The organism is Pseudomonas sp. Marseille-QA0332, assembly GCF_054950175.1.
The window spans coordinates 1835160-1860601 of sequence record NZ_CM143106.1 but is presented as its reverse complement, the minus strand read 5'-3'; the positions used below and the strand labels follow the sequence as shown (position 1 = coordinate 1860601).

Sequence of the window (25442 nt, the reverse complement as noted above, 5' to 3'; positions counted from 1 at the left end):
GCCTGAGCTTCGGGACGGCAGCCTACAGGTAGACTATTGCGTTGTAGTGAAAGTCACACCGTCTGGCGGCCAGGTACAGGTGTGCACTGAAAAAAGGTATTTTCAGGTCGCACGCTCTTCCTGTCCAGCCCCCCGCACAGCACCGTTTCAGCATTTGTCTCCCAGCGGGAGCGTTCGGACAGGCAGCCAGCGCTGCAGGATACGCTGCAGATCGTTGCGCTTGAACGGTTTGCTCAGGTAATCGTTCATGCCCGCCTCCAGGCAGCGCTCACGATCGCCCTGCAAGGCGTTGGCGGTCAAGGCGATGATCGGCAGGTGCCTGCCCTGGGGCATCCTGCGGATCTGCCGCGTGGCTTCATAGCCATCGACCTTGGGCAGGCGGCAGTCCATGAGCACGGCCGCGAACGGCTGGCGCGCCACCTGTTCCACGGCCTGGGCGCCATCCCCGGCGACACTGGCCTGGAAACCCAGGCTGCGTAGCATGGCCACGATCACCGTCTGGTTCACCGGATTGTCTTCCACCAGCAGGATATGCCGGCCGTTGCCGGGCGTATCCGGGGACGGCCGGTCGGAGCCGGCGAGCGCGGTGGGCGCTTGGGCCAGGGCCAAGGGAATTTCCAGGGTGAAGGTCGAACCCAGGCCCTTGGCGCTCTCGCCCTGCAAGCGACCTTCCATGCGCTCGGCCAGCGTGCGGGCAATGGCCAGGCCCAGCCCGGTTCCACCATAGCGCCGCGAGATCGAGCTGTCGGCTTGCTGGAAGGCCACGAACATGGTTTCCAGGCGCGAGCTGTCGATGCCGATGCCCGTATCCCGAACGCTGCAGGTCAGGTGGATTTGCCGACGGTCGAGCGCCTGCCAATGGGCGCAGACTTCGACTTGACCGCGCTCGGTGAATTTCAGCGCATTGCCGATCAGGTTCAGCAGGATCTGGCGGATCCGTGTCGGATCGCCGGTGACCTGCAGGCGGTCGGTGCCCGGTGCCAGCCGCAGGTGCAGGGCCAGACCGCGCTGTTGGGCGGTATGCTGGAAGGACTGGACGCTGCTGGCGATCAGTTCGCCCAGGTTGAAGTCGATGTATTCGAGTTCCAGCGCGGTACGCTCGATCCGCGAGAAGTCGAGGATATCGTTGATGACCTTGAGCAGGTGCCCAGTCGATTCGCTGGCCACTGCGGCATATTCGGCCTGCTCGATGTTCAAAGGCGTGGTTTCCAGCAGCTGCAGCATGCCCAGGACCCCGTTGAGCGGTGTCCGAAGCTCGTGGCTCATCATTGCCAGGAAGTCCGACTTGGCTCTGTTGGCCTGCTCGGCCTCTTCGCGAGCCTGGACCAGCTGGGCCATGGCCTGTTGTTGCTCGCGGCTGGCCTGGTCCAGCGCGCTGGCCAGGTTGTTGATATGACTGGCCAGGTGGCCCAGCTCGCTGTCATCCACCACGGGCAAGGGTGCGTCGAAGTCGCCCTGCTGAATGGCCTTGACCGCATGCCCCATGTCGCTGATCGGCTTGGCCAGGCTCGTGGCCAGTCGCCGCGCCAGCAGGAACGTGAACAGCAAGGCGGACAGCGCCAGGATTCCGGCCTTGATCACGATTTCCTGCTGGCGCTGGCTGAAAGCGTCGTCGGACATGCCGACGATCACCCGACCCAGGTAATCGTCGGCGACGCTCGGCGCTGGCGTCCCGCCTGGCTGCAGGAAATCGTTGTCCAGGCGGATCTGCTGCAGGCGGATCGGTGCCTGGAACACTTCCACCCGCTGTGCCCGGTTGTCGCTCTCGTCTGGCTGCTCGACATAGACAAGGATGTGGTTACGGCTGTCCTGGACTTCCAGAAAGCGCACATGGGGAATGCTCAAGGTCGCTCGCATCAGGCTTTCGAGCACCTCGTCGTTGCCGGAGATCACCCCGTACTCCGAAGCTGGCGCCAGCTGGTTCGCGATCAGCTGGCCGGTGTGGTTCAACTCTTGGCGCAGATCCTGGATGCGCACGAAGGTGAAGAAGCTGATCAACAGCAAGGTGAGCAACAGAGCCGGGCCCAGACTGATGATCTGGGTGCGGGTATGAATGTCCCAGCTCGGACGCATGCTCATGGCATCGACTCCCCTTCGGCCACGGCCACGGCGGCGGCTTGCTGGTCGATCGGTTCGAGGCCCAGGGCGCGTGCCACCTGCTGGTTGCCGCTGACCCCGAAGTGGCGCGGATATTCGCTGCGCGGCCAGCGTGCCGGAGGCTGGTCGAGCAGGTGGTCCAGCACTGCCAGCCAGTCTTGCTGGTCGCTGTAGGTGGTGGCCAGGGCCCCGGCACGCACGAAGCCGGCGGTCGGTCCGATCAGCGCCATCTGCCGGGCATAGCTGCTGAGCAGGAGGTTCTTGGCCGTCTTGGGGTTGTACAGGCCCGGATCATCCAGCCCGAGCAATACGTCGCTGTTGGCCAGCAACCGCTGCAACGGACGACTGTCATGCACTTCGGGCCAGTTCTGGGCGACGATTTCCAGCCCAAGCGGCGCGGCTGCCAGCTGCAGCTCCTCGAGCAGGAAGCGACTCTGCTCGTCGTAGAGCACGCCGATGCGTCGCGCCTGGGGCAGCAGGTAGCGCGTCAGGCGTAGCTGACGGTCTACCGGTGGGTCGCTCCACAACAAGCTCAGGAAGGCCGGGCGCGTCTGGCCCAGGCGCTGCCGAGCCTGCACCCGGGTGACTCGAAGCGCCAGCGCGCTAGGGCCAGCGCTATCTTGCAGGCGCCATTCCAGGGCGGCATTGTCGAGCAGCACCAGGCGGGTAGCGGCCTGGATCTGGGCAGGTGGCGGCAACTGCGCCACCGCCATGAACCGCACCTGGTCGCCAGGCCGGTGGGCCTGGAGGGCGCTGACGAAGCTGCGAATGCCCGGTTCGTCCTGCGCACCGACCAGCAGCACCTCATGGGCCGACAACGAACCCAGCGGCCACAGGCACAGGATGACCAGCCAGCGCAGCAGGTGCGGCATCAGAACTCCAGCTCCGCGCTGACGCTCAAGCGGTGTCGGCTGTCGTAGCGATTCTGTTCGATGGTGGTCGGCTCGTCATCCAGCCGCTGCTGCCACAGCGCGGCCAGTTCCAGGCTGGTGCCCTGCCAGCGCAAGCGCTTGGCCAGGCGCAGATCGAGACGCTGGTAGCGATGGCCGTTGAGCGCATCGGCGCCGTAATAGAGCAAGCCGCTGGACCAGTCGCCACCCCAGTCGCGCAACCAGGCCGCCGAACCGCTGTTGCGCGCGGTAAGGTGGCTGTCGGCAGGATTGCTGGCCCAGGCATCCACGTAGGCATAGGTCAGGCGCAGGCGATCCGAAACCGTGGCGTGCCAGTCGAGTTGCGCTTCGCTCCCGCTGAAACGTGCCTTGCTGGCGTTGCTGGCGATGTACTGGTTGTTGCGCAACGGCTCGCTGATCATGCCGGTGATTTCGTCGTTGAACAACTTGATGTCCAGGCTCAGGTCGAGGGCGCTGAAATAGCCGTTGTAACCTAGCTCGCGCGAACGCATGCGCTCCTGGTCGAGATCGCCCGGGCCCCGGGTCTTGACGAAGTATTCGCCGTGTCGTTGGCCAAAGGCGGAGGGGGTAAGGTTGTTGACGCGGTAGCTCCAGTTGACGTTGTTCTCGAACATGTCTGGCGAGCGTACGGCTTCCGAATAGACCGCGCGCAGCCCGTGCCGGGGCGTGATCAGGTAGTTGACTGCCATGCGCGGGGTCAGCGAGCTGCCGGACAGGCGGCTGTCCTCGAGCATGGCGCCGCCTTGCACGACCCAGTGTTCGTCGGCACGCCATTCCAGCTGGCCGAAAAGCCGCCAGGTCTGGTCGTCCAGGCTGCCATCGAAATAGGTACGCGAATCGGCCCGGTCGTAACGGTAGTTCACCCCGCTGAGCAGGCGCAGGTTGTCGGTCAGGCTCAAGGTATCCTGGATTTCCAGGTCATAGCGTGTCTCGCGGGTACTCTGGTCGACGTCGCCGCAGACGACCTGGCTGCCACCTTGGTTGTCCCATTGGTCCTTGACCTGGTCACGCAGGGCCTGGCGCAGCGGGTCGGCGCTGCTGGGCGGCGCATCGATGCGGCGCGCCACCTGCTCGGCGAAGTCCGGATCCAGCTGCCAGAGGCGGGTCAGCTCCGGGCTGAAGGACAAGGCGGCATCGCAGGCGCGCCATATCTGCTGGCGCTCGAAATGCTGGGCCGAACCCTGGATGTGCAGGCTGTGCCGCGAACTGAAGTCGATGTTCCAGCGCAGCGACCCGGCGTAGTCCTTGGCGCTCACATCGGCGTTGTCGCCGGCGGCCGAAACATGCGGGAACACCGGCTGGTAGGTGTACGGCCGCTGGTTGCTGCCTTCCTTGGCGGCCAGTTGCCATTCCAGGGTCTGGTCCGGCGCCAGCGCATGGCTTGCGCTGAGGTTGAAGCGGCTGAGTCGGCGGCTGTCACGGTAGTCACGCCCGAACTGGTCGTGATCGAAACCATCGTCGGCCATGCCCGAAAGCGACAACCGCAGATCGCCGCCGTCCCAGCCCATGCCATGGCTGGCGTGCCAGTCGGCGATACCGTCCTGGCCACGGGTGATCTTTAGCCGCGTGCCATGACTGTCGGCAGGGTTGCGGGTCATGATGTTGACCACGGCCATCAGGGCATTGGCGCCATAGCTGACCGTGTTCGGACCGCGAAAGACTTCGATGCGCTCGATGTCCTGCAGGTCGACCGGAATATCCGTCCAGTCCACTGTCGCCAGGCCGGCGCGGTACACCGAACGCCCGTCGATCAGTACCTGCATGCGGCGCGCGTCGCTGGCATTGCTGCCATGATAGTTGACCGTCGGCTGGTTGCCGGCGCCATAGGCGATCATCATCCCTGGCACCAGGCGCAGCAGTTCGGGGATGTCGCGTGCGCCACTGGCACGGATCAGCGCGCTGTCGAGCACGGTCATGCTGCCAGGCACCGCAGCCGGCGACTGCTTCAGGCGCGTGGCGGTCAGCACCTGCGGCAAGGCCTGGCTGTCGGTGAACAGGTCATCGGCATTGGCCAGCAACGGGCCGCCCGCCAGGGCTGCCAGCAACAACAGGCGTGGAGGAGAATAAGGGCCAGGGAGCACGATACGGCCTTGATCCAGGAATGAAACGGGCATGTTAACCGACGCCGTCGGTTTTGCCAGCGACCGCCCGTATCGATTGCCGCTGGCTGTGTGGTCCAGGCTCCGTATAATGCCCGCATCGCCACTGGATAATGGTTTTGATGGATTGCATATGACTGGACAGCAAGCTGTTGCAGTTCTGGGAGGCGGGAGTTTCGGTACCGCCGTGGCGAACCTGCTGGCCGGCAATGGAGTCCGCGTCCTGCAATGGATGCGCGACCCGGCACAGGCCGAGGCCATGCGCGTCAACCGTGAGAACCCACGCTACCTCAAGGGCATAAGGCTGCATGCGGGTGTCGAGCCGGTCAGTGACCTGCTGGCGGCCCTGCAGGCCTGCGAACTGATCTTCGTCGCCTTGCCGTCGAGCGCCCTGCGCAGTGTCCTGGCGCCTCATGCCGCGCTGCTGGGGGGACGCTCGCTGGTGAGCCTGACCAAGGGTATCGAGGCCCGGAGTTTCAAGCTGATGAGCCAGATCCTCGAGGAAATCGCCCCGCAGGCGCGGATCGGCGTGCTTTCCGGGCCGAACCTGGCACGTGAGATCGCCGAGCACGCGTTGACCGCCACGGTCATCGCCAGCGAGGACGACGCCTTGTGCCAGCAGGTGCAGGCAGTGCTGCATGGCAGTACGTTCCGGGTGTATGCCAGCAACGATCGCTACGGGGTCGAGCTGGGCGGGGCATTGAAGAACGTCTACGCGATCATCGCCGGCATGGCGGTGGCGCTGGGCATGGGCGAGAACACCAAGAGCATGCTCATCACGCGGGCGCTGGCCGAGATGACGCGGTTCGCCGTCAGCCAGGGCGCCAACCCGATGACGTTCCTGGGCCTGGCCGGTGTCGGCGACCTGATCGTCACTTGTTCCTCGTCCAAGAGCCGCAACTACCAGGTCGGCCATGCGCTGGGCCAGGGGCTCACTCTGGACGAGGCGGTCAACCGCCTGGGCGAGGTGGCCGAAGGGGTCAATACCCTCAAGGTGCTCAAGGCCAAGGCTCAGGAACAGCAGGTGTACATGCCCCTGGTGGCTGGTTTGCATGCCATCCTGTTCGAAGGCCGTACGCTCGAGCAGGTGATCGAACTGCTGATGCGGGCGGAGCCGAAGACCGATGTCGATTTCATTTCCACCAGCGAATTCAACTGAGGACCGCGACCATCATGAATCAAGCGCCCAATCTTGCACGACACGAGTCGATCATCCTGCGGGTCCTGTGGATGCTGCTGTTCTTCCTGGTCTGGCAGCTGGCCGAGTTGCTGCTCGGTGGCCTGGTACTGGTCCAGCTCGTCTATCGCCTGGTATATGGTGCGCCGAGCGCCAGCCTGATGAACTTCGGTGACAGCCTGAGCCAGTTCCTGGCGCAGATTGGCCGGTTCGGCACCTTCCATACCGACAGCAAGCCATGGCCGTTCGCCGACTGGCCCACGCCCCGCGCCCCGGAAGGCGAGGCGCCGCACCAGGTCGCGCCGGCGTCGCACACGGCGCAAGACCAAGAGCCGAAGCTGTGAAAGTCTGGATCATGCGCCACGGCGAGGCCGAGCCGCATGCCGGCAGCGATGCCGAGCGGCGGCTGACACGCCACGGTCGGGAGCAGGCGCTGCGCGCTGCCGCGCCACTGCTGGGGCAGCCCTTGCAGGCAATCATCGCCAGCCCTTATGTACGCGCGCAACAGACGGCGGCGCTGGTGCACCAGGCGCTCGAGCGCGACGACAGCGTGCGTACCGCGTCCTGGCTGACCCCCGAACAGGATGTGCGCAGGGTGCTCGAGGAGCTGGCGCTACTGGGGATCGAACATGTCCTGCTGGTCAGCCATCAGCCGCTGGTGGGGCTGCTGGCCAGCCTGCTCGAGCACGGGCACGTCCAGCAGCCGCTGGGCATGTCCACCGCCAGCCTCGTCGAACTGGAGGGAGACTTCATCCTGGCCGGCCTCATGACGTTGCGTGCCTACCATCCTGGCTGACCCGGTGCCTCTGTCAGTTCTGCCAGTTGTCGCGGCTTTTTTCGTCTTGCTACGGTGCGCCTGCAAGCATCGTCAGGAGGAAACATGCAAGAGCGCAATCTGGAACTGGTCCATTCGCTGGACATGCGGCAGACCCTGGCCAAGCTGCAAGACAAGGCGCCATTGGACTTCGCCGAGTATCGACTGCTGCACGACTGTGTCCAGGCCCGGCTCGACCGGCTGGTCCGCAGGCTTGGCGGCCCGGCCGGGCTGCAAGAGCTGGAAGCGTTGTGCCAGGCTGGGGAACGCATGGCACATCGGCTCCAGGTCGCCTGCCTGGCGCTGCGCCGACTCAACTTGAGCGAACCCGACCGCCAAACGGTACGAGAGGCGCTCGATTACCAGATCGCCTATCTACAGGCTTGCCTGCATCGCTCGATGGCAGGTTTCGAGCGTTCACGATGACCTGAACGCCCTTGGCGATGACCTGTTCGAACATTGTCGAGATCGGCGGGCTCGAGGAAAATGGCTTTCCTTCTTGCCAGCGGATCGAGCGGCCATGTCGCAACAGGTCTTCTTCGCCCATGCCAACGGCTTTCCATCCGGGACCTACGGCAAGCTGTTCGCCGCGCTCGCTCCGGACTACCAGGTCCGGCACTTGCCCCAGCACGCACATGATCCATCGTTCCCGGTCGATGACAACTGGCGCAACCTGGTCGACGAACTGCTGCATCACATGCAAGGCCTGCCCGAGCCGGCCTGGGGGGTAGGCCACTCCTTGGGCGGCGTGCTGCACCTGCATGCCGCCATGCGCTGCCCGCAGCTGTATCGCGGCGTGGTCATGCTCGACTCGCCACTGCTGACGCGCGTCGAGCAGTGGCTGATCCGCGCCGCCAAGCATTTGGGCCTGATCGATCGAATAACGCCGGCTGGGCGCACGCTCGGGCGGCGCGAAGTATTCGCCGACCGCGACAGCGCGCGTGCGTATTTTGCCGGCAGGGCGCTGTTTCGCAACTTCGACCCGGACTGCCTGGAGGCCTACCTCGAACATGGGCTGCAGAACGCGCAGCAAGGCCTGCGCCTGCGTTTCGACCCGGCCACCGAGATCAGCATCTACCGAAGCGTGCCGCATGTCGCTCCGATTCCGGCGCGGCTGCTGCAGGTTCCCGTTGCGGTGATCGGCGGGCGCCAGAGCCGCGTGGTCGGTCGCCAGCACGCCCTGGCCGTGCGTGCATTGCCTCGGGGCGAATACCATAGCGTGCCTGGCGGACACATGTTCCCGCTCGAGCGACCAGTCGATACGGCCAGCCTGCTCAAGGGCTTGCTTGATCGCTGGGGCCAGGCATGAGCGCAGTGGACGAGGATATCCGCCTGGACTTGGGCCACATCGTCCTGGCTGCGCGCGTGCATGGGCCCGAGGAGGGGCTGCCGGTGCTGGCGCTGCATGGCTGGCTCGATAACGCCAACAGCTTCGCGCGCCTGGCACCTCGTCTTAGCGGCCTGCGTATCGTCGCCCTGGACCTGGCCGGGCACGGCCACTCCGGGCATCGGCCGCCAGGTGCCAGCTATGCCTTGGCCGATTATGCGCACGATGTGCTGCAGGTTGCTCAGCGACTGGGCTGGCAACGTTTCGCGCTGCTTGGGCATTCGCTTGGGGCAGTGATCGCCGTGCAGCTGGCAGGCGCTCTGCCCGAACGTGTCAGCCACCTGGCGCTGATCGATGGGCTCCTGCCGCCAACCGCTGCCGCGCAGGATGCCGCCGAGCGCCTGGGCCTGGCGCTACAGGCACGGTTGCGCCGGCCGGGTCGGGACAAGACACGTTATTCCTGCTTCGAAGATGCGGTGGCTGCACGCATGGGAGGGGCCCTCGCCGTCAGCGAGGAGGCCGCGCGCCTGTTGGCAGAGCGTGGGGTGATGCAGGTGCCAGGCGGTTACTGCTGGCGCAGTGACCGGCGCCTGACGCTGCCTTCGCCGCTCAGGCTCAGCGAGGCGCAGGCGCTTTCCTTCGTCCATCGGATCGTCTGCCCGACACGCCTGGTGGTCGCTCAGGACGGGCTGCTGGCGCACAGCGATGCCCTGCTGGAGCGACTACCTGTCGATCATGTGAAGTTGCCTGGTGGCCATCACCTGCACCTGGACGACGAGCAGGGCGCAGATCTTGTCGCAGACTGTTTCAATCGCTTCATGGGCTTTTCTTGACTTGCTCCAGACAAGTGTCGAGGCTTGGCAGGTTGAACAGGGAGACAACCATTCATGCCAGACATCCAGTACCACACCATCGGCGCCTTGTGCGAAACGGGCGTCCGATGAGCCTGCGCGGTTCACTGCTGCCCTTCGTATGCGCGGCTTCTTGTCTGACCAGTACCCTGGCCTGGGCTGCCGACCTGCCTGCGCCGGTCGATGCCCGGGTCGTCGACGAGCGTCCGGCGACGACCCAGGAGCGAGTCTATCCCATGGGGCCGTTGCGCAAGATCAGCGGGCGCCTGCGGATGGACGACAAGGTCGAGAGTCGCGGGCAGGTCAGCTCCATCACCTATGAACTGCCCCAGGAGCGTACCGCCCGCGAGGCATTCACCGAGGCGCGCGAAGCCCTCCAGCAGGCCGGCGACTACCCGTTGTTCTGGTGCCAGGGGCGTGACTGTGGCGAAGCCAGCCTGTGGGCCAACGAAGTCTTCGGTAACGCCCGGCTCAATGGAGGCGACGAGCAACAAGCGTTCATCCTGCTGCGGCGTTCGGCGCAGCAGGCCAATACCCTGGTGGCCCTGTACAGCGTGACGCGTGGCAACAGGCGTGCCTACCTGCATGTCGAGGCGTTCGTCGCCGAGCGGCCGCTGGGCGAGCTGCTACCGACCCCCGGTACGGTCCTGCGCGAACTGCGTGATACTGGCAAGCTGGACTACCCTGACCTGCAGGCGCCGCAAGCGGCCTGGGTCGCCTTGCTGGCCCGCAGCCTGAACCTCGACAGTACCCTGCGGGTCAGCCTCGGTGGCAGCGAGGCAGGGGCCTGGCGCGAGCAGCTGGTCGCCGCCGGGGTACGCGCGGCGCGGCTGGAAGCCGACGAGGCGCCGTCCGATGGCGGCCTGCACCTGGAACTGATCCGCTAAACGAGTCCGACATGCTCGACAATGACCGACTGCTGGTCCAGATCCTTCTGCTGGCTCTGTTGGGGGCCGGGCTCTGGGTCATGGCGCCGTTCATCTCGGCGCTGCTCTGGGGCGCCATCCTGGCCTTTGCCAGCTGGCCGCTGATGCGTCTGCTGACGCGAGCGCTCGGTGGGCGTGAAACCCTGGCGGCCGGCCTGCTGACCGGCCTCTGGATCCTGCTGGTGGCGTTGCCGCTGGTGTGGCTGGGCTTCAACCTGGCCGACCATGTCCGCGATGCCACGGTGTTCATTCGTGACGTCCGGGTCGAGGGGCTGCCCGATGCGCCGGCCTGGCTGGGCAACGTGCCGTTGTTCGGCACGCGGCTGGTGTTGATGTGGGATACCGTGGACGAACAGGGCGCGGCGCTGCTCGCCTCGATCAAGCCTTACCTTGGACAGGTCGGCAACTGGCTGCTGGCACGCAGCGCGCAGATCGGCAGCGGCATCCTCGAGCTGACCTTGAGCCTGGTGTTCGTGTTCTTCTTCTATCGCGACGGGCCACGCCTGGCGGCCTTCGTGCTGCGCCTGCTGCATCGCCTGATTGGCGAGCGCGCCGGCTACTACCTGGAGCTGGTGGCCGGCACGGTGCAGCGGGTCGTCAACGGCGTGATCGGCACGGCAGCGGCCCAAGGCCTGCTGGCACTGATCGGCTTCCTGATCGCCGGCGTGCCTGGCGCGCTGGTGCTGGGCATCGTGACCTTCATGCTCAGCCTGATTCCAATGGGGCCGCCGCTGGCCTGGATCCCTGCCACCGCCTGGCTGGTGTGGCAGGAGCACTACGGCATGGCGGTATTTCTGGCCATCTGGGGCACCTTCGTCATCAGTGGTGTCGACAACGTACTCAAGCCGTACCTGATCAGCCGTGGCGGAAACCTGCCACTGGTCATCGTGCTGCTCGGCGTATTCGGCGGGCTGATCGCCTTTGGCTTCATCGGCCTGTTCATCGGACCTACTCTCCTGGCAGTGGCGTACAGCCTGCTGCTGGACTGGAGTCGGGGCGATGATCCTGATACGCCTCGGCACTGATGGTTTCGCCTGCATCGGATGGCTCTGGCGCCAGGAAGGCAGCCTCCAGCAGTTGTCGCGTATAGGGATGGCGCGGATCCTGGAAGATCGCCTGGGCTTGGCCTTGCTCCACCACCTTGCCGTGCCTGATCACCATCAGCTGATGACTCAAGGCCTTGACCACGGCCAGGTCGTGGCTGATGAACAGATAGGTCAGGCCATACTTGCCCTGCAGCGAGCGCAGCAGCTCGACGACCTGACGCTGCACGGTGCGGTCCAGGGCCGAGGTCGGCTCGTCGAGCAGGATCAGCGCCGGCTTGAGCACCAGCGCGCGGGCGATGGCGATGCGCTGGCGCTGGCCGCCGGAAAACTCGTGCGGGTACCTGTGGCGGGTATCCGGATCCAGACCGACCTCCTCGAGCGCCGCGATGACCGCGGCCTCCTGTTCCGTGGGTGTACCGATACGGTGGATGCGCAGGCCTTCGGCGACGATCTCGGCCACGCTCATGCGCGGACTGAGGCTGCCGAAGGGGTCCTGGAAGACTACTTGCATCTGCCGGCGCAGGGGACGTATCTGGTTCTGGTCCATGGTTTCCAGGCCTTCTCCCTGGAAGCAAATGGCCCCTTGGCTGGCGATCAGACGCAGTATTGCCAGCCCGAGCGTCGACTTGCCCGATCCACTTTCGCCGACGATGCCCAGGGTCTGGCCCCGCGGCAAGCTGAAATTGATCCCGTCCACCGCCTTGACGTGGTCCACGGTACGCCTGAAGAAACCCTTGCGGATGGGAAACCACACGCGTAGGTCACGGACCTCGAGCAGGGCGGCGCCGGCAGGGTTGGCGGTGGGTTGGCCGCTGGGTTCGGCGTCGATCAGCATCCGTGTGTAAGGATGGCGTGGCGCTTGGAACAGCACCTTGCATTCGGCCTGCTCGATGATGCGCCCCTGTTGCATGACGCAAACCCTATGGGCGATGCGCCGGACCAGGTTGAGGTCGTGGCTTATCAGCAGCAAGGCCATGCCCAGGCGTGCCTGCAGGCTCTGGAGCAGCTCGAGGATCTTCAGCTGGACGGTGACATCGAGCGCCGTGGTCGGCTCGTCGGCGATCAACAGCTCTGGCTCGTTGGCCAGCGCCATGGCGATCATCACGCGCTGGCGTTGCCCGCCGGAAAGCTCATGGGGCAGGGCCTTGAGGCGCTTGCGTGGCTCCGGGATGCCTACCAGCTCGAGCAGCTCGAGCGTCCGCGCGGTAGCCGCGCGGCCGGTAAGGCCCTTGTGCAACAGCAGGATTTCGTTGATCTGCTTTTCGACGCTGTGCAGCGGATTGAGCGAGGTCATCGGTTCCTGAAAGATCATCGCGATGCGATTGCCGCGAATCCGCTGCATGGATCGTTCGCTCAGCGTCAGCAGGTCTTGCCCGGCATGCAGGATGCAGCCGCTGGGGTGTCGGGCCTGAGGGTAGGGCAACAGGCGCAGGATCGAGTGGGCGGTGACCGACTTGCCCGAGCCGCTTTCGCCGACCAGGGCCAGGGTCTCGCCCTTGCGAACATCGAAACTGATCCCTTCGACCACGCGTTGGACCTGTTCGCCGGTAACGAACTCGACCGCCAGGTCGCGGACTTCGATCAGGTTGCTCTGGTGCATTTCATTTCCTCGGGTCGAAGGCGTCACGAGCGGACTCGCCGATGAACACCAGCAAACTCAGCATCAGTGCCAGTACCGCGAATGCGCTGATGCCTAGCCAGGGAGCCTGCAGGTTGGACTTGCCCTGGGCGACCAGCTCGCCCAGAGATGGAGCGCCTGGCGGCAGGCCGAACCCGAGGAAGTCCAGGGCCGTCAGGGTGCCGATGGCACCGGTGAGGATGAAGGGCAGGTAGGTCATGGTGGAAATCATGGCGTTGGGCAGGATGTGCCGGTACATGATCGCAGCGTTGCGCATGCCCAGCGCCCGCGCGGCGCGCACGTATTCCAGGTTGCGGCCGCGCAGGAACTCGGCGCGCACGACATCCACCAGGCTCATCCAGGAAAACAGCAGCATGATGCCCAGCAGCCACCAGAAGTTGGGCTGCACGAAGCTGGCCAGGATGATCAGCAGGTAAAGCACCGGCAGGCCCGACCAGACCTCCAGAAAACGCTGGCCGGCCAGGTCTACCCAGCCGCCATGAAAGCCTTGCAGGGCGCCGGCGATGACGCCGACGATCGAGCTCAGGACGGTCAAGGTCAGGGCGAACAGCACGGAGATGCGGAAGCCATAGATGACTCGGGCCAGCACATCCCGGCCCTGGTCGTCGGTTCCCAGCAGGTTGGCCGCCGACGGCGGTGCTGGCGCCGGCACTTGCAAGTCGTAGTTGATGCTCTGGTAACTGAACGGGATCGGCGCCCACAGCACCCAGCTGTCCTGGCTTGCCAGCAATTGACGCATGTAAGGGCTCTTGTAGTTCGGTTCCAGGGGGAATTCGCCGCCGAAGGTCGTTTCCGGGTAGCGCTTGAAGGCCGGAAAGTACCACTGCCCGTCGTAGTGGATGGCGATCGGCTTGTCGTTGGCGATCAGCTCGGCGCCCAGGCTCAAGCCGAACAGGACCAGGAACAGCCAGAGCGACCACCAGCCACGACGATTGGCCTTGAAGCGCTCGAAGCGTCGGCGGTTCAAAGGAGAAAGGGCCATGTCAGTGCTCCCGGCTTTCGAAGTCGATGCGTGGATCGACCAGGGTATAGGTCAGGTCGCCGATCAGTTTCACCAACAGCCCTAGCAGGGTGAAGATGAACAGGGTGCCAAAGACCACCGGGTAATCCCGATTGATCGCTGCTTCGAAGCTCATCAACCCCAGCCCGTCGAGGGAGAAGATCACTTCGATCAGCAGCGAGCCGGTGAAGAAGATGCCGATGAAGGCCGATGGAAAACCTGCGATCACCAGCAGCATGGAGTTGCGGAACACATGCCCGTACAGCACTCTCGACCGGCTCAGACCCTTGGCCTTGGCGGTAACCACGTACTGCTTGTTGATCTCGTCGAGGAAACTGTTCTTGGTGAGCAAGGTCATGGTGGCGAAATTGCCGATGACCAGGGCGGTGATTGGCAGCACCAGGTGCCAGAAGTAATCGAGGATCTTGCCCATGGTCGATAGCTCGTCGAAGTTGTTCGACGTCAGCCCGCGCAGCGGAAACCAGTCGAGGTAGCTGCCACCGGCGAACAGCACGATCAGCAGGATCCCGAACAGGAAGGCCGGAATGGCATAGCCGACCACGATGGCAGAGCTGGTCCAGACGTCGAAGTGGCTGCCATGGCGCACGGCCTTGGCGATTCCCAGCGGAATCGAGACCAGGTACATGATCAGCGTGCTCCACAAGCCTAGGGATATGGAGACCGGTAGTTTCTCGGCGATCAGGTCGATTACCTTGGCGTCGCGGAAGAAGCTCTCGCCGAAGTCCAGCCGCGCGTAGTTCTTGATCATGATCCACAGCCGCTCGGGCGGCGACTTGTCGAAGCCGTACATCCGTTCGATCTCGGCAATCAGGGCCGGATCGAGCCCTTGCGCGCCACGGTAGCTGGAACCGGCGACGGCCACCTCGGCGCCGCCTCCGGCAATGCGACTGGTGGCCCCCTCGAATCCTTCGAGCTTAGCGATCATCTGCTCCACGGGACCGCCCGGGGCGGCCTGGACGATGATGAAGTTGATGACCAGGATGCCCAGCAAGGTGGGCACGATCAGCAGCAGGCGACGCAGGATATAGGCCAGCATGTCAGTGCTCCCTGGCCGGGCCGAGGGTGTCGGCCGCGGTCGCTGCTCGCGGGGCGGTCGGCCTGGCTTGGGGCTTGATCCACCAGGTGTCCAGGCCTACGTCGTAGAGCGGTGAACGCTCGGGATGACCGATATGGTTCCAGTAGGCGACGCGCCAGGTCTTGATGTGCCAGTTGGGGATCACGTAGTAGCCCCATAGCAGGACGCGGTCCAGGGCGCGGGTATGGGCGATCAGCGCCTGGCGCGACTCGGCGTTGATCAGGCCTTCGACCAGCCGGTCGATGGCCGGGTCACGCAGGCCGATCAGGTTGCGGCTGCCTGGGTTGTCGGCACTGCTGCTTGACCAGTACTCGCGCTGTTCATTGCCAGGAGAGCTCGATTGCGGGAAGCTGCCGACCATCATATCGAAATCGCGCGAGCGCACCCGATTGATGTATTGCGAGACATCGACGCGACGAATGCTCAACTCGATGCCGAGGTCGGCAAGGTTACGCTTGAATGGCAGCAGGACCCGCTCGAACTCGGTCTGGACCAGCAGGAACTCGATCGACACCGGCTTGCCCTGGGCGTCGACCATCTTGTCGTCGGCGATCTTCCAGCCTGCCTCGAGCAGCAGCTTGTAGGCCTGGCGCTGCCGCTCGCGGATCATCCCGCTGGCGTCACTCACCGGGTTCTGGAACGGGCCGCCGAACACCTGTTCGGGAATCTGGCCACGCAGCGGTTCGAGGATCTTCAGTTCCTGCGGGCCGGGCGGGCCGCTGGCTGCCATCTCGGAGTTCTCGAAATAGCTGCCGGTGCGGGTATAGGCACCGTTGAACAGCTGCTTGTTGGTCCATTCGTAGTCCAGCAGCAGGCTGAGCGCCTGGCGTACCCGGACATCCTGGAACAGCGGCCGACGCAGGTTGAAGACGAAGCCCTGCATGCCGGTAGGGTTGCCATTGCGCAGTTCCTCGCGGATCAGCCGCCCATCACGCACTGCCGGCACATCGTAGGCCGTCGCCCAGTTCTTCGCGCTGACCTCCAGCCAGTAGTCGAATTGCCCGGCCTTCAGCGCCTCCAGGGCGACCGTGTTGTCCCGGTAGTAATCGAAGGTCATCTGTTCGAAGTTGAACGAGCCGCGATTGATCGGCAGGTCCTTGCCCCAGTAGTCTTCGACGCGTTCGAAGCGGATCGAGCGCCCGGGCTTGACCGCGGCGATCCGGTAGGGGCCGCTGCCCAGGGGAATGTCCAGGGAGCCGCGGTCGAACTCGCGGTTTTGCCAGAAGTGCTTGGGCAGGACCGGAAGCTGTCCCAGGATCAGCGGCAGTTCCCGGTTGTTGCGATGCTTGAAGCGGAACAGCACGCGCAATGGATCTTCCACCACCACCTCGGCCACGTCCGCGTAGTACATGCGGTACAGCGGCGCGCCATGCCTGACCAGGGTCTCGAAGGTGAAGGCCACGTCCTCGGCGCGTACCGGGTGGCCGTCGTGGAAGCGCGCCTCGGGCCGCAGGTAGAAGCGTACCCAGCTGTTATCCGGCGCTTTCTCGATCTGGCCGGCAAGCAGGCCATATTCGGTGAACGGCTCGTCCAGGCTCTGGCGCATCAAGGTGTCATAGATCAGGTCGACCCGTTCCGCCGGCACGCCCTTGGTGATGAACGGGTTGAGGCTGTCGAAACCGCCAGAGGCGGCCTGTCGGAACAGGCCGCCCTTGGGTGCATCGGGGTTGACGTAGTCGAAATGCTTGAAGTCCGCCGGATACTTCGGCGGCTCGTCATACAAGGTCAGCGCGTGCTGTGGCGCGGCCAGCGCCGGCACGGCCAGGCAGGCGAGCAGCAGGCCGCCAGCGAGCTGGCGCAGGTGATGAATCGGCGTCATTTGGCGTTCTCCGATGGCTTGAGCCACCAGCTGTTCAGACCCAGGGTGTAAGGCGGCGTGGTGACGAAGGCGAACCGGTTGCGGTAGGCCAGGCGATGGTTGTCCAGATACCAGTTTGGAATCATGTAGTCGTGCCAGGACAGCACGCGATCCAGAGCGCGCGCGGCCGCCACCTGCTGGTCGCGGCTGCGTGCGGCGAGCAGGGCGTCGAGCAAATGGTCGACGATCGGATCGCGGATCCCGGCGTAGTTCTTGCTGCCGTTGACCGAGGCCTGGCTGGAGTGGAAGTACTGCCACTGTTCCAGGCCCGGGCTCAAGGTCTGTGGCAACGTCATCAGGATCATGTCGAAGTCGAAGTGGTCCAAGCGCTGCTTGTATTGAGCACGGTCGACGGTGCGCAGCCGCGCCTGGACGCCGATGCTGGCCAGGTTCTCCACATAGGGCTGAAGGATTCGCTCGAGGTTGGGATTGACCAGCAACAGTTCCAGGGCGAAGGGATGGCCCTTGGCATCGCGCAGGCGTTGGCCCTGCAGCGTCCAGCCTGCCTGCTGGAGCAGCCCGATCGCCTCGCGCAGGGTGCCACGGTCGATCCCGCGACCCTCGGTATGACTCACGCGGTAGGGTTCGGTGAACAGTTGCGCGGGCAGTTGGTCGCGCAACGGCGCGAGCAACAACCATTCCTTGCCCGTTGGAAGGCCGGTAGCGGCGAACTCGCTGTTCGGATAATAGCTGGTGGAGCGCCGATAGGCGCCGCTGAACAGGGCGCGGTTGGTCCATTCGAAATCGAACATCAGCCCCAGGGCCTTGCGCACACGAGGGTCGGCCAGCGCCGAGCGGCGGCTGTTCATGAACAACCCTTGCGTCTGGGTCGGGATCTTGTGGGGAATCTGGGCCTTGATGACCTCGCCCCGGCGTACGGCCGCGAAGTCATAGCCGTTGGCCCAGTTCTTGGCCTGATGCTCGATGTAGAGGTCGAATTCGCCGGCCTTGAAGGCTTCGAAGGCAACCGTCGCGTCACGATAGAACTCGAATTCCACCCGGTCGAAATTGTACTTGCCGCGGTTGACGGGCAGGTCCTTGCCCCAGTAATCCTTCACCCGTTCGAAGACCAGGCGTCGGCCTGGACGAATCTCGCTGATGCGATAGGGGCCGCTGCCCAATGGTGGTTCGAAGGTGGTCGCCTTGAAATCACGTCCTTGCCAGTAGTGCTTGGGCAGTACGGGCAGTTCGCCCATGCGCAGGATCAGCAAGGGATTGCCCGAGCGCTTGAAGACGAAGCGAATCCGCGATGGCGAAAGGATGTCGACCCGTTGCACTTCCTGCAGGTTGGTGCGATAGAGCGGATGGCCTTCCTTGAGCAATGTGCGGTAGGAAAAGGCGACGTCTGCCGCAGTGATGCGCCGCCCATCATGGAAACGCGCTTCGGGGCGCAGGTTGAAGACCACCCAGCTGCGATCTTCGCTGTACTCCACGGACTTGGCGATCAAGCCATAGCTGGACGCTGGTTCGTCCCCGGAAGGATCGTACTGGCCGGTGCCGACCATCAACGGCTCGTTCAGCTCGTTGACACCATATTGCAGGAAGTTCGGCGTGCTGACCGGGCTGCTGCCTTTGAAGGTATAGGGGTTGAGCGTATCGAAGGTGCCGAACGCCATGGCACGCAAGGTGCCACCCTTGGGCGCCCAAGGGTTGGCCCAATCGAAATGGGTGAAGGTCGCCGGGTACCTGAGCGTGCCGAACTGCGCGTAGCCGTGGCTTTCGCTCACTGTCGCGACTGCGGGAAAGCTCAATGCCAGGCTGATTGACAGCAGGAGCGAACGTATCAAGTCAGGGATCCGATCCAGGCAGCTTGGGCTTCGTGCGGGCTACAGTAACAGCTTGTTCCGAAGGGAAAAAGAGCCCACCGGCGAAGCCGGGCGGATGCTTTACGGACCCTCGACACGGTCCGGACCGGCGGGCGACCCGGTTATCGTGATCGCCCGCCACGTGGGCTCAGGATCCGCCAAGCCTCACCGCTTTATTCTCTGGTCAGCCACTGGCTGGGCGCAGCGGCCGCGATCGGTCAGTGGCCGACATAGACCGTCAGGGTCTGTCCCGGCTTGAGGGCATGGCCGCTGCGCGGATTCCAGCGCTTGAGATGCTTCATCTCCACGTTGAAGCGCTTGGCTACCAGATACAGCGAGTCGCCCTTGCGCACCTTGTACTGCGTCGAGCGTTGCTTGGTTGCGGCGATACGCTTGCCGGCTCCGGCCGCCGTGCTGCCGCCCCGTAATGCCAGCACCTGGCCAGTCTTCAGGCGGCTGCCGGAAAGGCGGTTCCAGCGTTGCAGGTCCTTCACCGACACGCGATGGGCGCGCGCGATGCTGCCGAGGTTGTCGCCGCGCTTGACCCGGTAGCTGCGAGCTCCTGCCGCTGGTGCCGAAGCTTCGGCAAGCGCGGCTTCGAAGACGGCCTGTCTCGGTTGCAAGGTCAGCAACTGCTCGGGCTTGAGGTTGGACAGGCTGGCGCTCAGCAGCTGGGCCTTGGCGGTGGGAACAAGCAGGCGCTTGGGACCGTCCACCGTCATGCGCTTCTTGAATGCCGGGTTGAGCTGGATCAGTTCGTCCTCGTCGATGTCGGCGAAGGCCGCGACACGGGTCAGGTCCAGCCGCTCGTTGATGGCCACGGCCTCGAAATAGGGCTCGTTGGCGATCGGGCTCAAGTTCACGCCGTAGGCCTCCGGCGTCATCACCACCTGGGACAGGGCGAGCAGCTTGGGCACGTAGTTACGGGTTTCCTGCGGCAGCGGCAAGTTCCAGTAGTCGGTGGGCAACCCAAGCTTTTCGTTGCGCTCGATGGCCCGGCTCACCGTTCCTTCGCCGGCGTTGTAGGCTGCCAGGGCCAGCAGCCAGTCCCCATTGAACATGTCATGCAGGCGCGTCAGGTAGTCCAGCGCGGCGTTGGTCGAAGCGGTGATATCGCGACGCCCATCGTAGAAGGTGGTCTGGCGCAGGTTGAAATGGCGACCCGTGGAAGGAATGAACTGCCAGAGCCCGACGGCATGGGCCCGGGAATAGGCCATCGGGTTGTAGGCACTTTCGATGGCCGGTAGCAGGGCAAGCTCCAGCGGCATGTTGCGTTCTTCGAGCCGCTCGACGATATAGTGCATGTAGAGGCTGCCACGCTCGCCTGCGGTTTCGACGAACGAAGGGTTGCTGGCGAACCAGAGGCGCTGTTGCTCGATGCGTGGATTGACGCCGATGGCGTCTTGCAGCGCGAAGCCCTGACGCATGCGCTCCCAGACATCCTGGGGGGCCACCTGCTCGGCGGGCTTGGGTAGCACCACCACTGGCTTGTGCTTGACCCTGACCTGATGGCTGTGCGCGCGGACGCTGTCGGATTCATCGATCTGATGGGTGCTTTGGCAGCCTACCAGGGTGGCGGCCAGAGCCAGTGCGCTGGCTTGCGCCAGGCGTGTCAGGGCGATGGACTGAACGGTGTTGCGGCTACGGGAAGACATTGGCGGGGACAAGTTTCCGGGCAAAAAATTTCGGCGATTCTAGAAATCGACCCCCGCATGGTCAACCTTTGACCAGATGTCCTTATATGTCACATGGCTATCAAAAGTTGTCTTTCCATTGCCGCAGGGCAGCAAATACAGCGACCGGGCCGCCCTGCGCGCTTGCGATCCGTTCGTCTATTTTTTGTTTAACGGATGTTTCAGCCGTGCGCAGGAAAGGGTTGGTCAGCCGTTCCAGCCCGATATTGGTAGGCAAGCTGATACGATTGGCCTGGCGCAGTCGCGTCACTTGTTCGAGACGTCGATTGACGGCTTCGCTTGCCGGTTCCACGGCCTGCGCGAAACGCAGGTTGCTCAAGGTGTATTCATGGGCGCAATAGACCTCGGTCTCGTCTGGCAGGGCGGCCAGCCGTTGGAGCGAGTGATGCATCTGTTGCGGCGTGCCTTCGAAAAGCCGTCCGCAGCCACCGGCGAACAGCGTGTCGCCAGTGAACAGCAGTGGCGTAGGCGCCAGGGCGGCATGGAAGACGATGTGCCCCAGGGTATGGCCTGGCGTTGCCATGACGGTGAAGGTCAGGCCTAGCACGCTGATCGTGGCGCCGTCTCCGAGCGGGCGGTCGCAGCCGGGGACATGCTCGTCGGTAGGGCCGCTGACCCGCGCACCGGTGGCGCGCTTGAGCGCCTCGACGCCGCCGACATGGTCATGGTGGTGGTGGGTCACCAGGATATCTTCCAGGCGCCAGCCAGGGTGAGCGGCCAGCCAGTCGAGCACCGGCCCGGCGTCGCCTGGATCCACCACCGCGCAGCGGTTGTTGGCGGTATCTTGTAACAACCAGATGTAATTGTCCGAGAAAGCGGGTAATGCTTCGATCTGTATCATGGTGTCGATCCGTTTCGCCAGGCGGGACATGCAGGCATCTTAGCCGTGATGACACCGGCAGATAAACGCTTAAGGGAGAGCGCAATGACCGACAAGGCTTTTGCCCAGGCCGATCCGGACTGGATCGAACTCATCTCGCTGGCCCGTGACTGGTTCGCCGGGCCGCTGGGGCAGCTCATGCTACGCGAGGAGCATGCGCTGCTCGAGCAGGAGCTGGGGCGCTACTTCGGTGGCTTTCTGGTTCATTACGGGCCTTGTGCCGAAGCGCCTCCCGACGCTGAGCAGGTCCAGCGCAACGTGCGCCTGGGGGCACCGCTGCCAGGGGTGGAGATCGTTTGCGAGGAGCAGGCCTGGCCGCTGGGCGAGCATGCCGCCGACGTGGTGGTGCTGCAGCATGGCCTGGATTTCAGTCTGTCGCCCCATGGCCTGCTGCGCGAAGCCGCCAGTGCGGTACGTCCCGGCGGGCACTTGCTGATCATCGGCATCAACCCGTTCAGCGCCTGGGGCGCTCGCCACCTGTTCAGCCATGGCGCCTTGCGCCAGGCGCGCTGCATTGCCCCCTCCAAGGTGAGCGACTGGCTCAACCTGCTGGGGTTCGCGCTGGAGAAACGCCGCTTCGGGTGTTATCGTCCGCCGCTTGCCTCGCCGGCCTGGCAGCAGCGTCTGGCTGGCTGGGAGCGTATGGCCGGTGGCTGGCAATGTGCTGGCGGCGGGGTCTACCTGCTGGTGGCGCGCAAGATGGTGGTCGGCCTGCGGCCCTTGCGTCAGCAGCGCCGCGAACCGATGGGCAAGTTGCTGCCGTTGCCACTGGCCAAGGTGAACCGTCGACCGAGCGAGCCATGACCACCGCAAGCGTCTGATCCAGGAGAACGAGCGGTACATGAGCGATAGCATCGAGATCTACACCGATGGCGCCTGCAAGGGCAATCCCGGCCCTGGTGGCTGGGGCGTGCTGATGATCTACAAGGGCGTCGAGAAGGAGCTGTGGGGCGGCGAAGCCGTGACCACCAACAATCGCATGGAGCTGATGGCCGCCATCCAGGGGCTGCTGGCGCTCAAGCGCGAATGCGAGGTGCTGCTGGTGACGGATTCGCAGTACGTGATGAAAGGCATCAACGAATGGATGGCCAACTGGAAGAAGCGCGGCTGGAAGACCGCTTCCAAGGAACCGGTGAAGAATGCCGACCTGTGGCGCTTGCTCGACGAGCAGGTGGCGCGCCACAAGGTGACCTGGAAATGGGTGCGCGGACACATTGGCCATGCCGGCAACGAGCGCGCCGACCAGCTGGCCAATCGCGGCGTCGATGAAGTACGCGCCCAGCTTCGCGCTGGTCTATAATGCCGTCCCTTGCAGTCGACGGAGACCTACCAGGTGGAGCAGCAGTTGAACAGGTCGGTGGTGCTCGATACCGAAACCACCGGTATGCCGGTCAGCGATGGGCATAGGATCATCGAGATCGGTTGCGTGGAGATCATCGGCCGGCGCCTGACCGGGCGGCATTTCCATGTCTACCTGCAACCTGATCGTGAAAGCGATGAAGGCGCCATCGGCGTTCACGGTATCACCGATGCGTTCCTGATAGACAAGCCGCGGTTCGCCGACGTGGCCGAGGAGTTCTTCGAGTTCATCCAGGGCGCGCAGCTGATCATCCACAACGCGGCGTTCGACGTTGGCTTCATCAACAACGAATTCGCCCTGCTCGGGCAGCAGGACCGGGCCGACATCTCGCGTCACTGCAGCATTCTCGATACCCTGATGATGGCCCGCTCGCGCCATCCGGGGCAGCGCAACAGCCTCGATGCCTTGTGCAAGCGCTATGGCATCGACAACTCTGGTCGTGAACTGCACGGCGCATTGCTCGACTCGGAGCTGCTGGCCGACGTCTACCTGGCGATGACTGGCGGGCAGACCAGCCTGTCGCTTGCCGGCCATGGGAACGAGGGGGAGCAAGCCGGGCAGCAGACCGAGGCCAGCGAAATCCGTCGCCTGCCAGCCACTCGTCTGGCCGGGAAGGTCATCATGGCCAATGCCGAGGAGCTCGAGGCCCACGCTGCCCGGCTCGAGGCGATCGCCAAGGCCGCAGGTGCCCCCGCTGTCTGGCAGACCGTCGGTTGAACATGAGCGAGGCAGGCAAGGCGGCTGCCTAGGCTGGTGCCCTGGGTTGATCTGTCAGCGACGGTTGCGTGTCCTCAAGGGATACGAATGATCTCTATGCCGCTATGGGCAAGTTCGAAGCGGTCGTCACCCAGATGGTTGACACGGTCGCCAATGGCCAGGCGATAGGTGGTGACGGGCGCAGACGGTGCGCTGCCATCCTCCTGGAGGGTGGCCTCCTGGAATTCATGGACCGGATAGATGCGGCCTTCGGCGTCTCGTGCGTGAAACTGGCCGACCAGTACTGCTGCCATTTAGCGTACAACCTCTGAAAAGAATGATGAATTTCCGAAGCGGTAGACCATCATGCTGCGCGGGAAGTTTTCTCCCGCGGGAAAAAAACTCCGAGCCTTGCCAGCGGTCATCTATAACTATCTCGTTCCCTCAAGCCAGCGAAGGTTGAAAACATCATGAGCCAGGTCCATTCGGTCGCAGTCATTGTCGGCAGCTTGCGCAAGGAATCCTACAATCGCAAGGTCGCTCACGCCCTTGCCGAGCTGGCGCCAGACAGCCTGGAATTGAAGATTGTCGAGATCGGTGATCTGCAGCTCTACAACGAGGACATCGAAGCCACGCCACCGGATGCCTGGAATCGATTTCGCAACGAGCTCAAGGCCAGCGACGCGGTACTGTTCGTCACGCCCGAGTACAACCGCACCATGCCGGGCGCGCTGAAGAACGCGATCGACGTAGGTTCCCGACCGTACGGCCAGAGCGCCTGGAACGGCAAGCCGGGCGCGGTGGTCAGTGTCTCGCCAGGCGCCATCGGCGGCTTCGGCGCCAACCATAATGTGCGTCAGACCTTGGTGTTTCTTGACGTGCCCTGCATGCAAATGCCCGAGGCCTACATTGGCGGCGCCGCCACGCTGTTCGACGAGGCGGGCAAGCTCAACGACAAGACTCGCCCGTTCCTGCAGACCTTCATCGACAAGTTTGCCGATTGGGTAACGTTGAACAAACCCGCATAGTTGCACCGGGTTCGTGTCGGGCCATGGCTGTCCGACCCTCTTCAGTAGGCGTGAATGAGCGAAAAAGACACCATCTCGATGCATCTGGTTCGGGAAGCCTTGCTGCAGACCTGCCCTTCGGGACAGCTCGAAGCCGGGCTGCTGGAGGGCATCGGCATCGATCCGGCCCAGCTTGACCGGCCGCAGGCACGCGTGGCGGCCGAGTCCTATGCAAGATTGTGGCGCCTGTTGGCGCAGCGTTGCGATGATGAGTTCTTCGCCATGGATCCGCGCGGCTTGCGCAGCGGCAGCCTGGCGTTTCTGTGCCGAGCGAGCATGGCGCAGCCGACCCTGGGGGCGGGGATCGAGACGGCGCTGGCCTTCCTCTCGCTGATGCTTCAGGACTTGCGGCCTGGCCTGGTTCGCCGCCAGGGCCTGGCCGAAATCGTCATCGACGAGCCTTGCCAGGAGCCCAGGCGGGCCTTCGCCTATTTTACGCTGTGGATGATCATCCATGGCGTGATCTGCTGGCTGGCCGGACGACGAATTCCCATCCTGGCGGTCGAGTTGCGCTGTGCCGAGCCTGTGTATTGCGAAGATTACCGGGTGATGTTTTCCGAAAACCTGCATTTTGGACGTCCATCCACCAGGATGATCATTCCCGGTGATGGCCTGCAGGCCGGTATCCGCCGTACCTTGCCGGAACTGCAGGCGTTCCTGGCGCGCGCACCCGGGAACATCCTGGTCAAGTACCGCGACCCGACCAGCTTTGGCAGGCGCATCCGCAAGCACCTGGCGTCCCTGGAGCCTGGCGACTGGCCCGATGCACGGCAGCTGGCGGACAGGTTCTGTCTTTCCGTCTCCACGTTGCGACGCCGGCTGGCCGAGGAGGGCACGTCCTACCAAGGCCTCAAGGACAGCGTTCGGCGTCAGCTGGCGGTCGCCTGGCTCAGCGAGGCGCCAGCAGGTATGGCAGAGCTGGCCGAGCGGCTCGGATTCGCGGACGCCAGCTCGTTCTACAAGGCATTTCGCAAGTGGTTCGGCTGCAATCCGGGGCAGTATCGGACACTCATCCATTGCGACAGTGCGAAGCCGCTGGGCTGAGAGATTTCCCTCTGCCAGAAGCATGCTGGCTCGTCGATGGTGGCAGCTCCATTGC

The 25442-nt window shown here is 64.2% G+C and carries 24 protein-coding genes; 13 read left to right on the top strand and 11 right to left on the bottom strand.

Going from position 1 to position 25442, the window contains the following annotated elements; translation table 11 throughout:
* Positions 1 to 147: 147 nt before the first annotated feature.
* The 3 genes from ACY8GK_RS08685 to ACY8GK_RS08675 are packed head-to-tail and all read right to left on the bottom strand — an operon-like array spanning position 148 to position 5122.
* The gene (locus tag ACY8GK_RS08685) at positions 148 to 2079 is read right to left on the bottom strand and encodes a response regulator (protein ID WP_196180062.1); all 1932 of its coding nucleotides are present in this window, start codon (positions 2077 to 2079) and stop codon (positions 148 to 150) included.
* Positions 2076 to 2969, bottom strand: coding sequence for an ABC transporter substrate-binding protein (locus tag ACY8GK_RS08680; protein WP_196180061.1), 894 nt, complete (start codon positions 2967 to 2969; stop codon positions 2076 to 2078). Before ACY8GK_RS08680 ends, ACY8GK_RS08685 begins: the two co-directional genes overlap by 4 nt.
* Positions 2969 to 5122, bottom strand: a complete 2154-nt coding sequence (locus tag ACY8GK_RS08675; protein WP_462402835.1) for a TonB-dependent receptor plug domain-containing protein — start codon at positions 5120 to 5122, stop codon at positions 2969 to 2971. Before ACY8GK_RS08675 ends, ACY8GK_RS08680 begins: the two co-directional genes overlap by 1 nt.
* A gap of 118 nt (positions 5123 to 5240) precedes the next feature.
* Here ACY8GK_RS08675 and ACY8GK_RS08670 point away from each other — a divergent pair, with 118 nt between their 5' ends.
* From ACY8GK_RS08670 to ACY8GK_RS08635, 8 genes are all read left to right on the top strand, one after another.
* Complete coding sequence (locus ACY8GK_RS08670; RefSeq protein WP_462402834.1) at positions 5241 to 6266, top strand: NAD(P)H-dependent glycerol-3-phosphate dehydrogenase; 1026 nt, start codon at positions 5241 to 5243, stop codon at positions 6264 to 6266.
* 14 nt (positions 6267 to 6280) lie between these two features.
* Entirely contained in the window at positions 6281 to 6628 is a 348-nt protein-coding gene (locus ACY8GK_RS08665) for a DUF4389 domain-containing protein (protein ID WP_196180058.1), read from the top strand.
* Positions 6625 to 7080, top strand: coding sequence for a phosphohistidine phosphatase SixA (gene sixA, locus ACY8GK_RS08660; RefSeq protein ID WP_196180057.1), 456 nt, complete (start codon positions 6625 to 6627; stop codon positions 7078 to 7080). The genes ACY8GK_RS08665 and sixA overlap by 4 nt, the downstream gene beginning before the upstream one ends.
* A gap of 84 nt (positions 7081 to 7164) precedes the next feature.
* Complete coding sequence (locus ACY8GK_RS08655) at positions 7165 to 7524, top strand: hypothetical protein (protein ID WP_462402833.1); 360 nt, start codon at positions 7165 to 7167, stop codon at positions 7522 to 7524.
* Positions 7525 to 7618: 94 nt separating this feature from the next.
* Entirely contained in the window at positions 7619 to 8407 is a 789-nt protein-coding gene (locus ACY8GK_RS08650; RefSeq protein WP_196180055.1) for an alpha/beta fold hydrolase, read from the top strand.
* Positions 8404 to 9258: an alpha/beta fold hydrolase gene (locus tag ACY8GK_RS08645; protein WP_462402832.1), complete on the top strand. Its 855-nt coding sequence runs from the start codon at positions 8404 to 8406 to the stop codon at positions 9256 to 9258. The genes ACY8GK_RS08650 and ACY8GK_RS08645 overlap by 4 nt, the downstream gene beginning before the upstream one ends.
* Positions 9259 to 9365: 107 nt before the next feature.
* Positions 9366 to 10163 carry a DUF4892 domain-containing protein gene (locus ACY8GK_RS08640; protein WP_462402831.1) on the top strand — a complete coding sequence of 266 codons (798 nt, stop codon included), beginning with the start codon at positions 9366 to 9368 and terminating at the stop codon, positions 10161 to 10163.
* An 11-nt stretch (positions 10164 to 10174) separates the two neighbouring features.
* Positions 10175 to 11227, top strand: coding sequence for an AI-2E family transporter (locus ACY8GK_RS08635; protein WP_196180049.1), 1053 nt, complete (start codon positions 10175 to 10177; stop codon positions 11225 to 11227).
* Here ACY8GK_RS08635 and ACY8GK_RS08630 read toward each other — a convergent pair.
* The 7 genes from ACY8GK_RS08630 to gloB form a co-directional block, all read right to left on the bottom strand.
* Complete coding sequence (locus ACY8GK_RS08630; RefSeq protein WP_462402830.1) at positions 11151 to 12848, bottom strand: ABC transporter ATP-binding protein; 1698 nt, start codon at positions 12846 to 12848, stop codon at positions 11151 to 11153. The genes ACY8GK_RS08635 and ACY8GK_RS08630 overlap by 77 nt on opposite strands.
* 1 nt (position 12849) lies before the next feature.
* Positions 12850 to 13869, bottom strand: a complete 1020-nt coding sequence (locus ACY8GK_RS08625) for an ABC transporter permease (protein ID WP_196180045.1) — start codon at positions 13867 to 13869, stop codon at positions 12850 to 12852.
* A 1-nt stretch (position 13870) separates the two neighbouring features.
* Complete coding sequence (locus ACY8GK_RS08620; protein ID WP_462402829.1) at positions 13871 to 14944, bottom strand: microcin C ABC transporter permease YejB; 1074 nt, start codon at positions 14942 to 14944, stop codon at positions 13871 to 13873.
* A 1-nt stretch (position 14945) separates the two neighbouring features.
* A complete protein-coding gene (locus tag ACY8GK_RS08615) occupies positions 14946 to 16802 on the bottom strand; it encodes an extracellular solute-binding protein (protein WP_196180041.1) in 1857 nt (618 codons plus the stop codon).
* On the bottom strand, positions 16799 to 18628 hold the full coding sequence (locus ACY8GK_RS08610; protein ID WP_462402828.1) for an extracellular solute-binding protein: 1830 nt from the start codon (positions 18626 to 18628) through the stop codon (positions 16799 to 16801). The genes ACY8GK_RS08615 and ACY8GK_RS08610 overlap by 4 nt, the downstream gene beginning before the upstream one ends.
* 236 nt (positions 18629 to 18864) lie before the next feature.
* Positions 18865 to 20301: a transglycosylase SLT domain-containing protein gene (locus tag ACY8GK_RS08605; RefSeq protein ID WP_462402827.1), complete on the bottom strand. Its 1437-nt coding sequence runs from the start codon at positions 20299 to 20301 to the stop codon at positions 18865 to 18867.
* Between the two features lie 100 nt (positions 20302 to 20401).
* A complete protein-coding gene (gloB, locus tag ACY8GK_RS08600; RefSeq protein WP_196180034.1) occupies positions 20402 to 21181 on the bottom strand; it encodes a hydroxyacylglutathione hydrolase in 780 nt (259 codons plus the stop codon).
* A gap of 84 nt (positions 21182 to 21265) precedes the next feature.
* On the opposite strand from gloB, the gene ACY8GK_RS08595 reads away from it, so the two are divergent.
* The 3 genes from ACY8GK_RS08595 to dnaQ are packed head-to-tail and all read left to right on the top strand — an operon-like array spanning position 21266 to position 23297.
* The gene (locus ACY8GK_RS08595) at positions 21266 to 22024 is read left to right on the top strand and encodes a methyltransferase domain-containing protein (protein ID WP_462402826.1); all 759 of its coding nucleotides are present in this window, start codon (positions 21266 to 21268) and stop codon (positions 22022 to 22024) included.
* Between the two features lie 37 nt (positions 22025 to 22061).
* On the top strand, positions 22062 to 22520 hold the full coding sequence (gene rnhA, locus ACY8GK_RS08590) for a ribonuclease HI (RefSeq protein ID WP_196180030.1): 459 nt from the start codon (positions 22062 to 22064) through the stop codon (positions 22518 to 22520).
* A gap of 45 nt (positions 22521 to 22565) precedes the next feature.
* Entirely contained in the window at positions 22566 to 23297 is a 732-nt protein-coding gene (gene dnaQ / locus ACY8GK_RS08585; protein WP_268947996.1) for a DNA polymerase III subunit epsilon, read from the top strand.
* Between the two features lie 74 nt (positions 23298 to 23371).
* Here dnaQ and ACY8GK_RS08580 read toward each other — a convergent pair whose 3' ends face one another.
* On the bottom strand, positions 23372 to 23590 hold the full coding sequence (locus tag ACY8GK_RS08580; protein WP_196180026.1) for a hypothetical protein: 219 nt from the start codon (positions 23588 to 23590) through the stop codon (positions 23372 to 23374).
* A 156-nt stretch (positions 23591 to 23746) separates the two neighbouring features.
* Here ACY8GK_RS08580 and ACY8GK_RS08575 point away from each other — a divergent pair, with 156 nt between their 5' ends.
* Positions 23747 to 24304 (top strand): NADPH-dependent FMN reductase, encoded by a 558-nt coding sequence (locus ACY8GK_RS08575; RefSeq protein ID WP_196180024.1) that lies wholly within the window; start codon positions 23747 to 23749, stop codon positions 24302 to 24304.
* Positions 24305 to 24358: 54 nt separating this feature from the next.
* On the top strand, positions 24359 to 25387 hold the full coding sequence (locus tag ACY8GK_RS08570) for an AraC family transcriptional regulator (RefSeq protein ID WP_196180022.1): 1029 nt from the start codon (positions 24359 to 24361) through the stop codon (positions 25385 to 25387).
* Positions 25388 to 25442: the final 55 nt, after the last annotated feature.

Coding starts and splice junctions, on each gene's coding strand:
- ACY8GK_RS08570 (WP_196180022.1), top strand. CDS start 24,359: ATGAGCGAAAAAGACACCATCTCGATGCATCTGGTTCGGGAAGCCTTG.
- ACY8GK_RS08665 (WP_196180058.1), top strand. CDS start 6,281: ATGAATCAAGCGCCCAATCTTGCACGACACGAGTCGATCATCCTGCGG.
- ACY8GK_RS08605 (WP_462402827.1), bottom strand. CDS start 20,301: ATGTCTTCCCGTAGCCGCAACACCGTTCAGTCCATCGCCCTGACACGC.
- ACY8GK_RS08580 (WP_196180026.1), bottom strand. CDS start 23,590: ATGGCAGCAGTACTGGTCGGCCAGTTTCACGCACGAGACGCCGAAGGC.
- ACY8GK_RS08670 (WP_462402834.1), top strand. CDS start 5,241: ATGACTGGACAGCAAGCTGTTGCAGTTCTGGGAGGCGGGAGTTTCGGT.
- ACY8GK_RS08625 (WP_196180045.1), bottom strand. CDS start 13,869: ATGGCCCTTTCTCCTTTGAACCGCCGACGCTTCGAGCGCTTCAAGGCC.
- ACY8GK_RS08645 (WP_462402832.1), top strand. CDS start 8,404: ATGAGCGCAGTGGACGAGGATATCCGCCTGGACTTGGGCCACATCGTC.
- ACY8GK_RS08615 (WP_196180041.1), bottom strand. CDS start 16,802: ATGACGCCGATTCATCACCTGCGCCAGCTCGCTGGCGGCCTGCTGCTC.
- ACY8GK_RS08685 (WP_196180062.1), bottom strand. CDS start 2,079: ATGAGCATGCGTCCGAGCTGGGACATTCATACCCGCACCCAGATCATC.
- ACY8GK_RS08575 (WP_196180024.1), top strand. CDS start 23,747: ATGAGCCAGGTCCATTCGGTCGCAGTCATTGTCGGCAGCTTGCGCAAG.
- ACY8GK_RS08675 (WP_462402835.1), bottom strand. CDS start 5,122: ATGCCCGTTTCATTCCTGGATCAAGGCCGTATCGTGCTCCCTGGCCCT.
- gloB (WP_196180034.1), bottom strand. CDS start 21,181: ATGATACAGATCGAAGCATTACCCGCTTTCTCGGACAATTACATCTGG.
- ACY8GK_RS08635 (WP_196180049.1), top strand. CDS start 10,175: ATGCTCGACAATGACCGACTGCTGGTCCAGATCCTTCTGCTGGCTCTG.
- ACY8GK_RS08630 (WP_462402830.1), bottom strand. CDS start 12,848: ATGCACCAGAGCAACCTGATCGAAGTCCGCGACCTGGCGGTCGAGTTC.
- ACY8GK_RS08655 (WP_462402833.1), top strand. CDS start 7,165: ATGCAAGAGCGCAATCTGGAACTGGTCCATTCGCTGGACATGCGGCAG.
- ACY8GK_RS08640 (WP_462402831.1), top strand. CDS start 9,366: ATGAGCCTGCGCGGTTCACTGCTGCCCTTCGTATGCGCGGCTTCTTGT.
- ACY8GK_RS08650 (WP_196180055.1), top strand. CDS start 7,619: ATGTCGCAACAGGTCTTCTTCGCCCATGCCAACGGCTTTCCATCCGGG.
- ACY8GK_RS08620 (WP_462402829.1), bottom strand. CDS start 14,944: ATGCTGGCCTATATCCTGCGTCGCCTGCTGCTGATCGTGCCCACCTTG.
- ACY8GK_RS08595 (WP_462402826.1), top strand. CDS start 21,266: ATGACCGACAAGGCTTTTGCCCAGGCCGATCCGGACTGGATCGAACTC.
- ACY8GK_RS08680 (WP_196180061.1), bottom strand. CDS start 2,969: ATGCCGCACCTGCTGCGCTGGCTGGTCATCCTGTGCCTGTGGCCGCTG.
- rnhA (WP_196180030.1), top strand. CDS start 22,062: ATGAGCGATAGCATCGAGATCTACACCGATGGCGCCTGCAAGGGCAAT.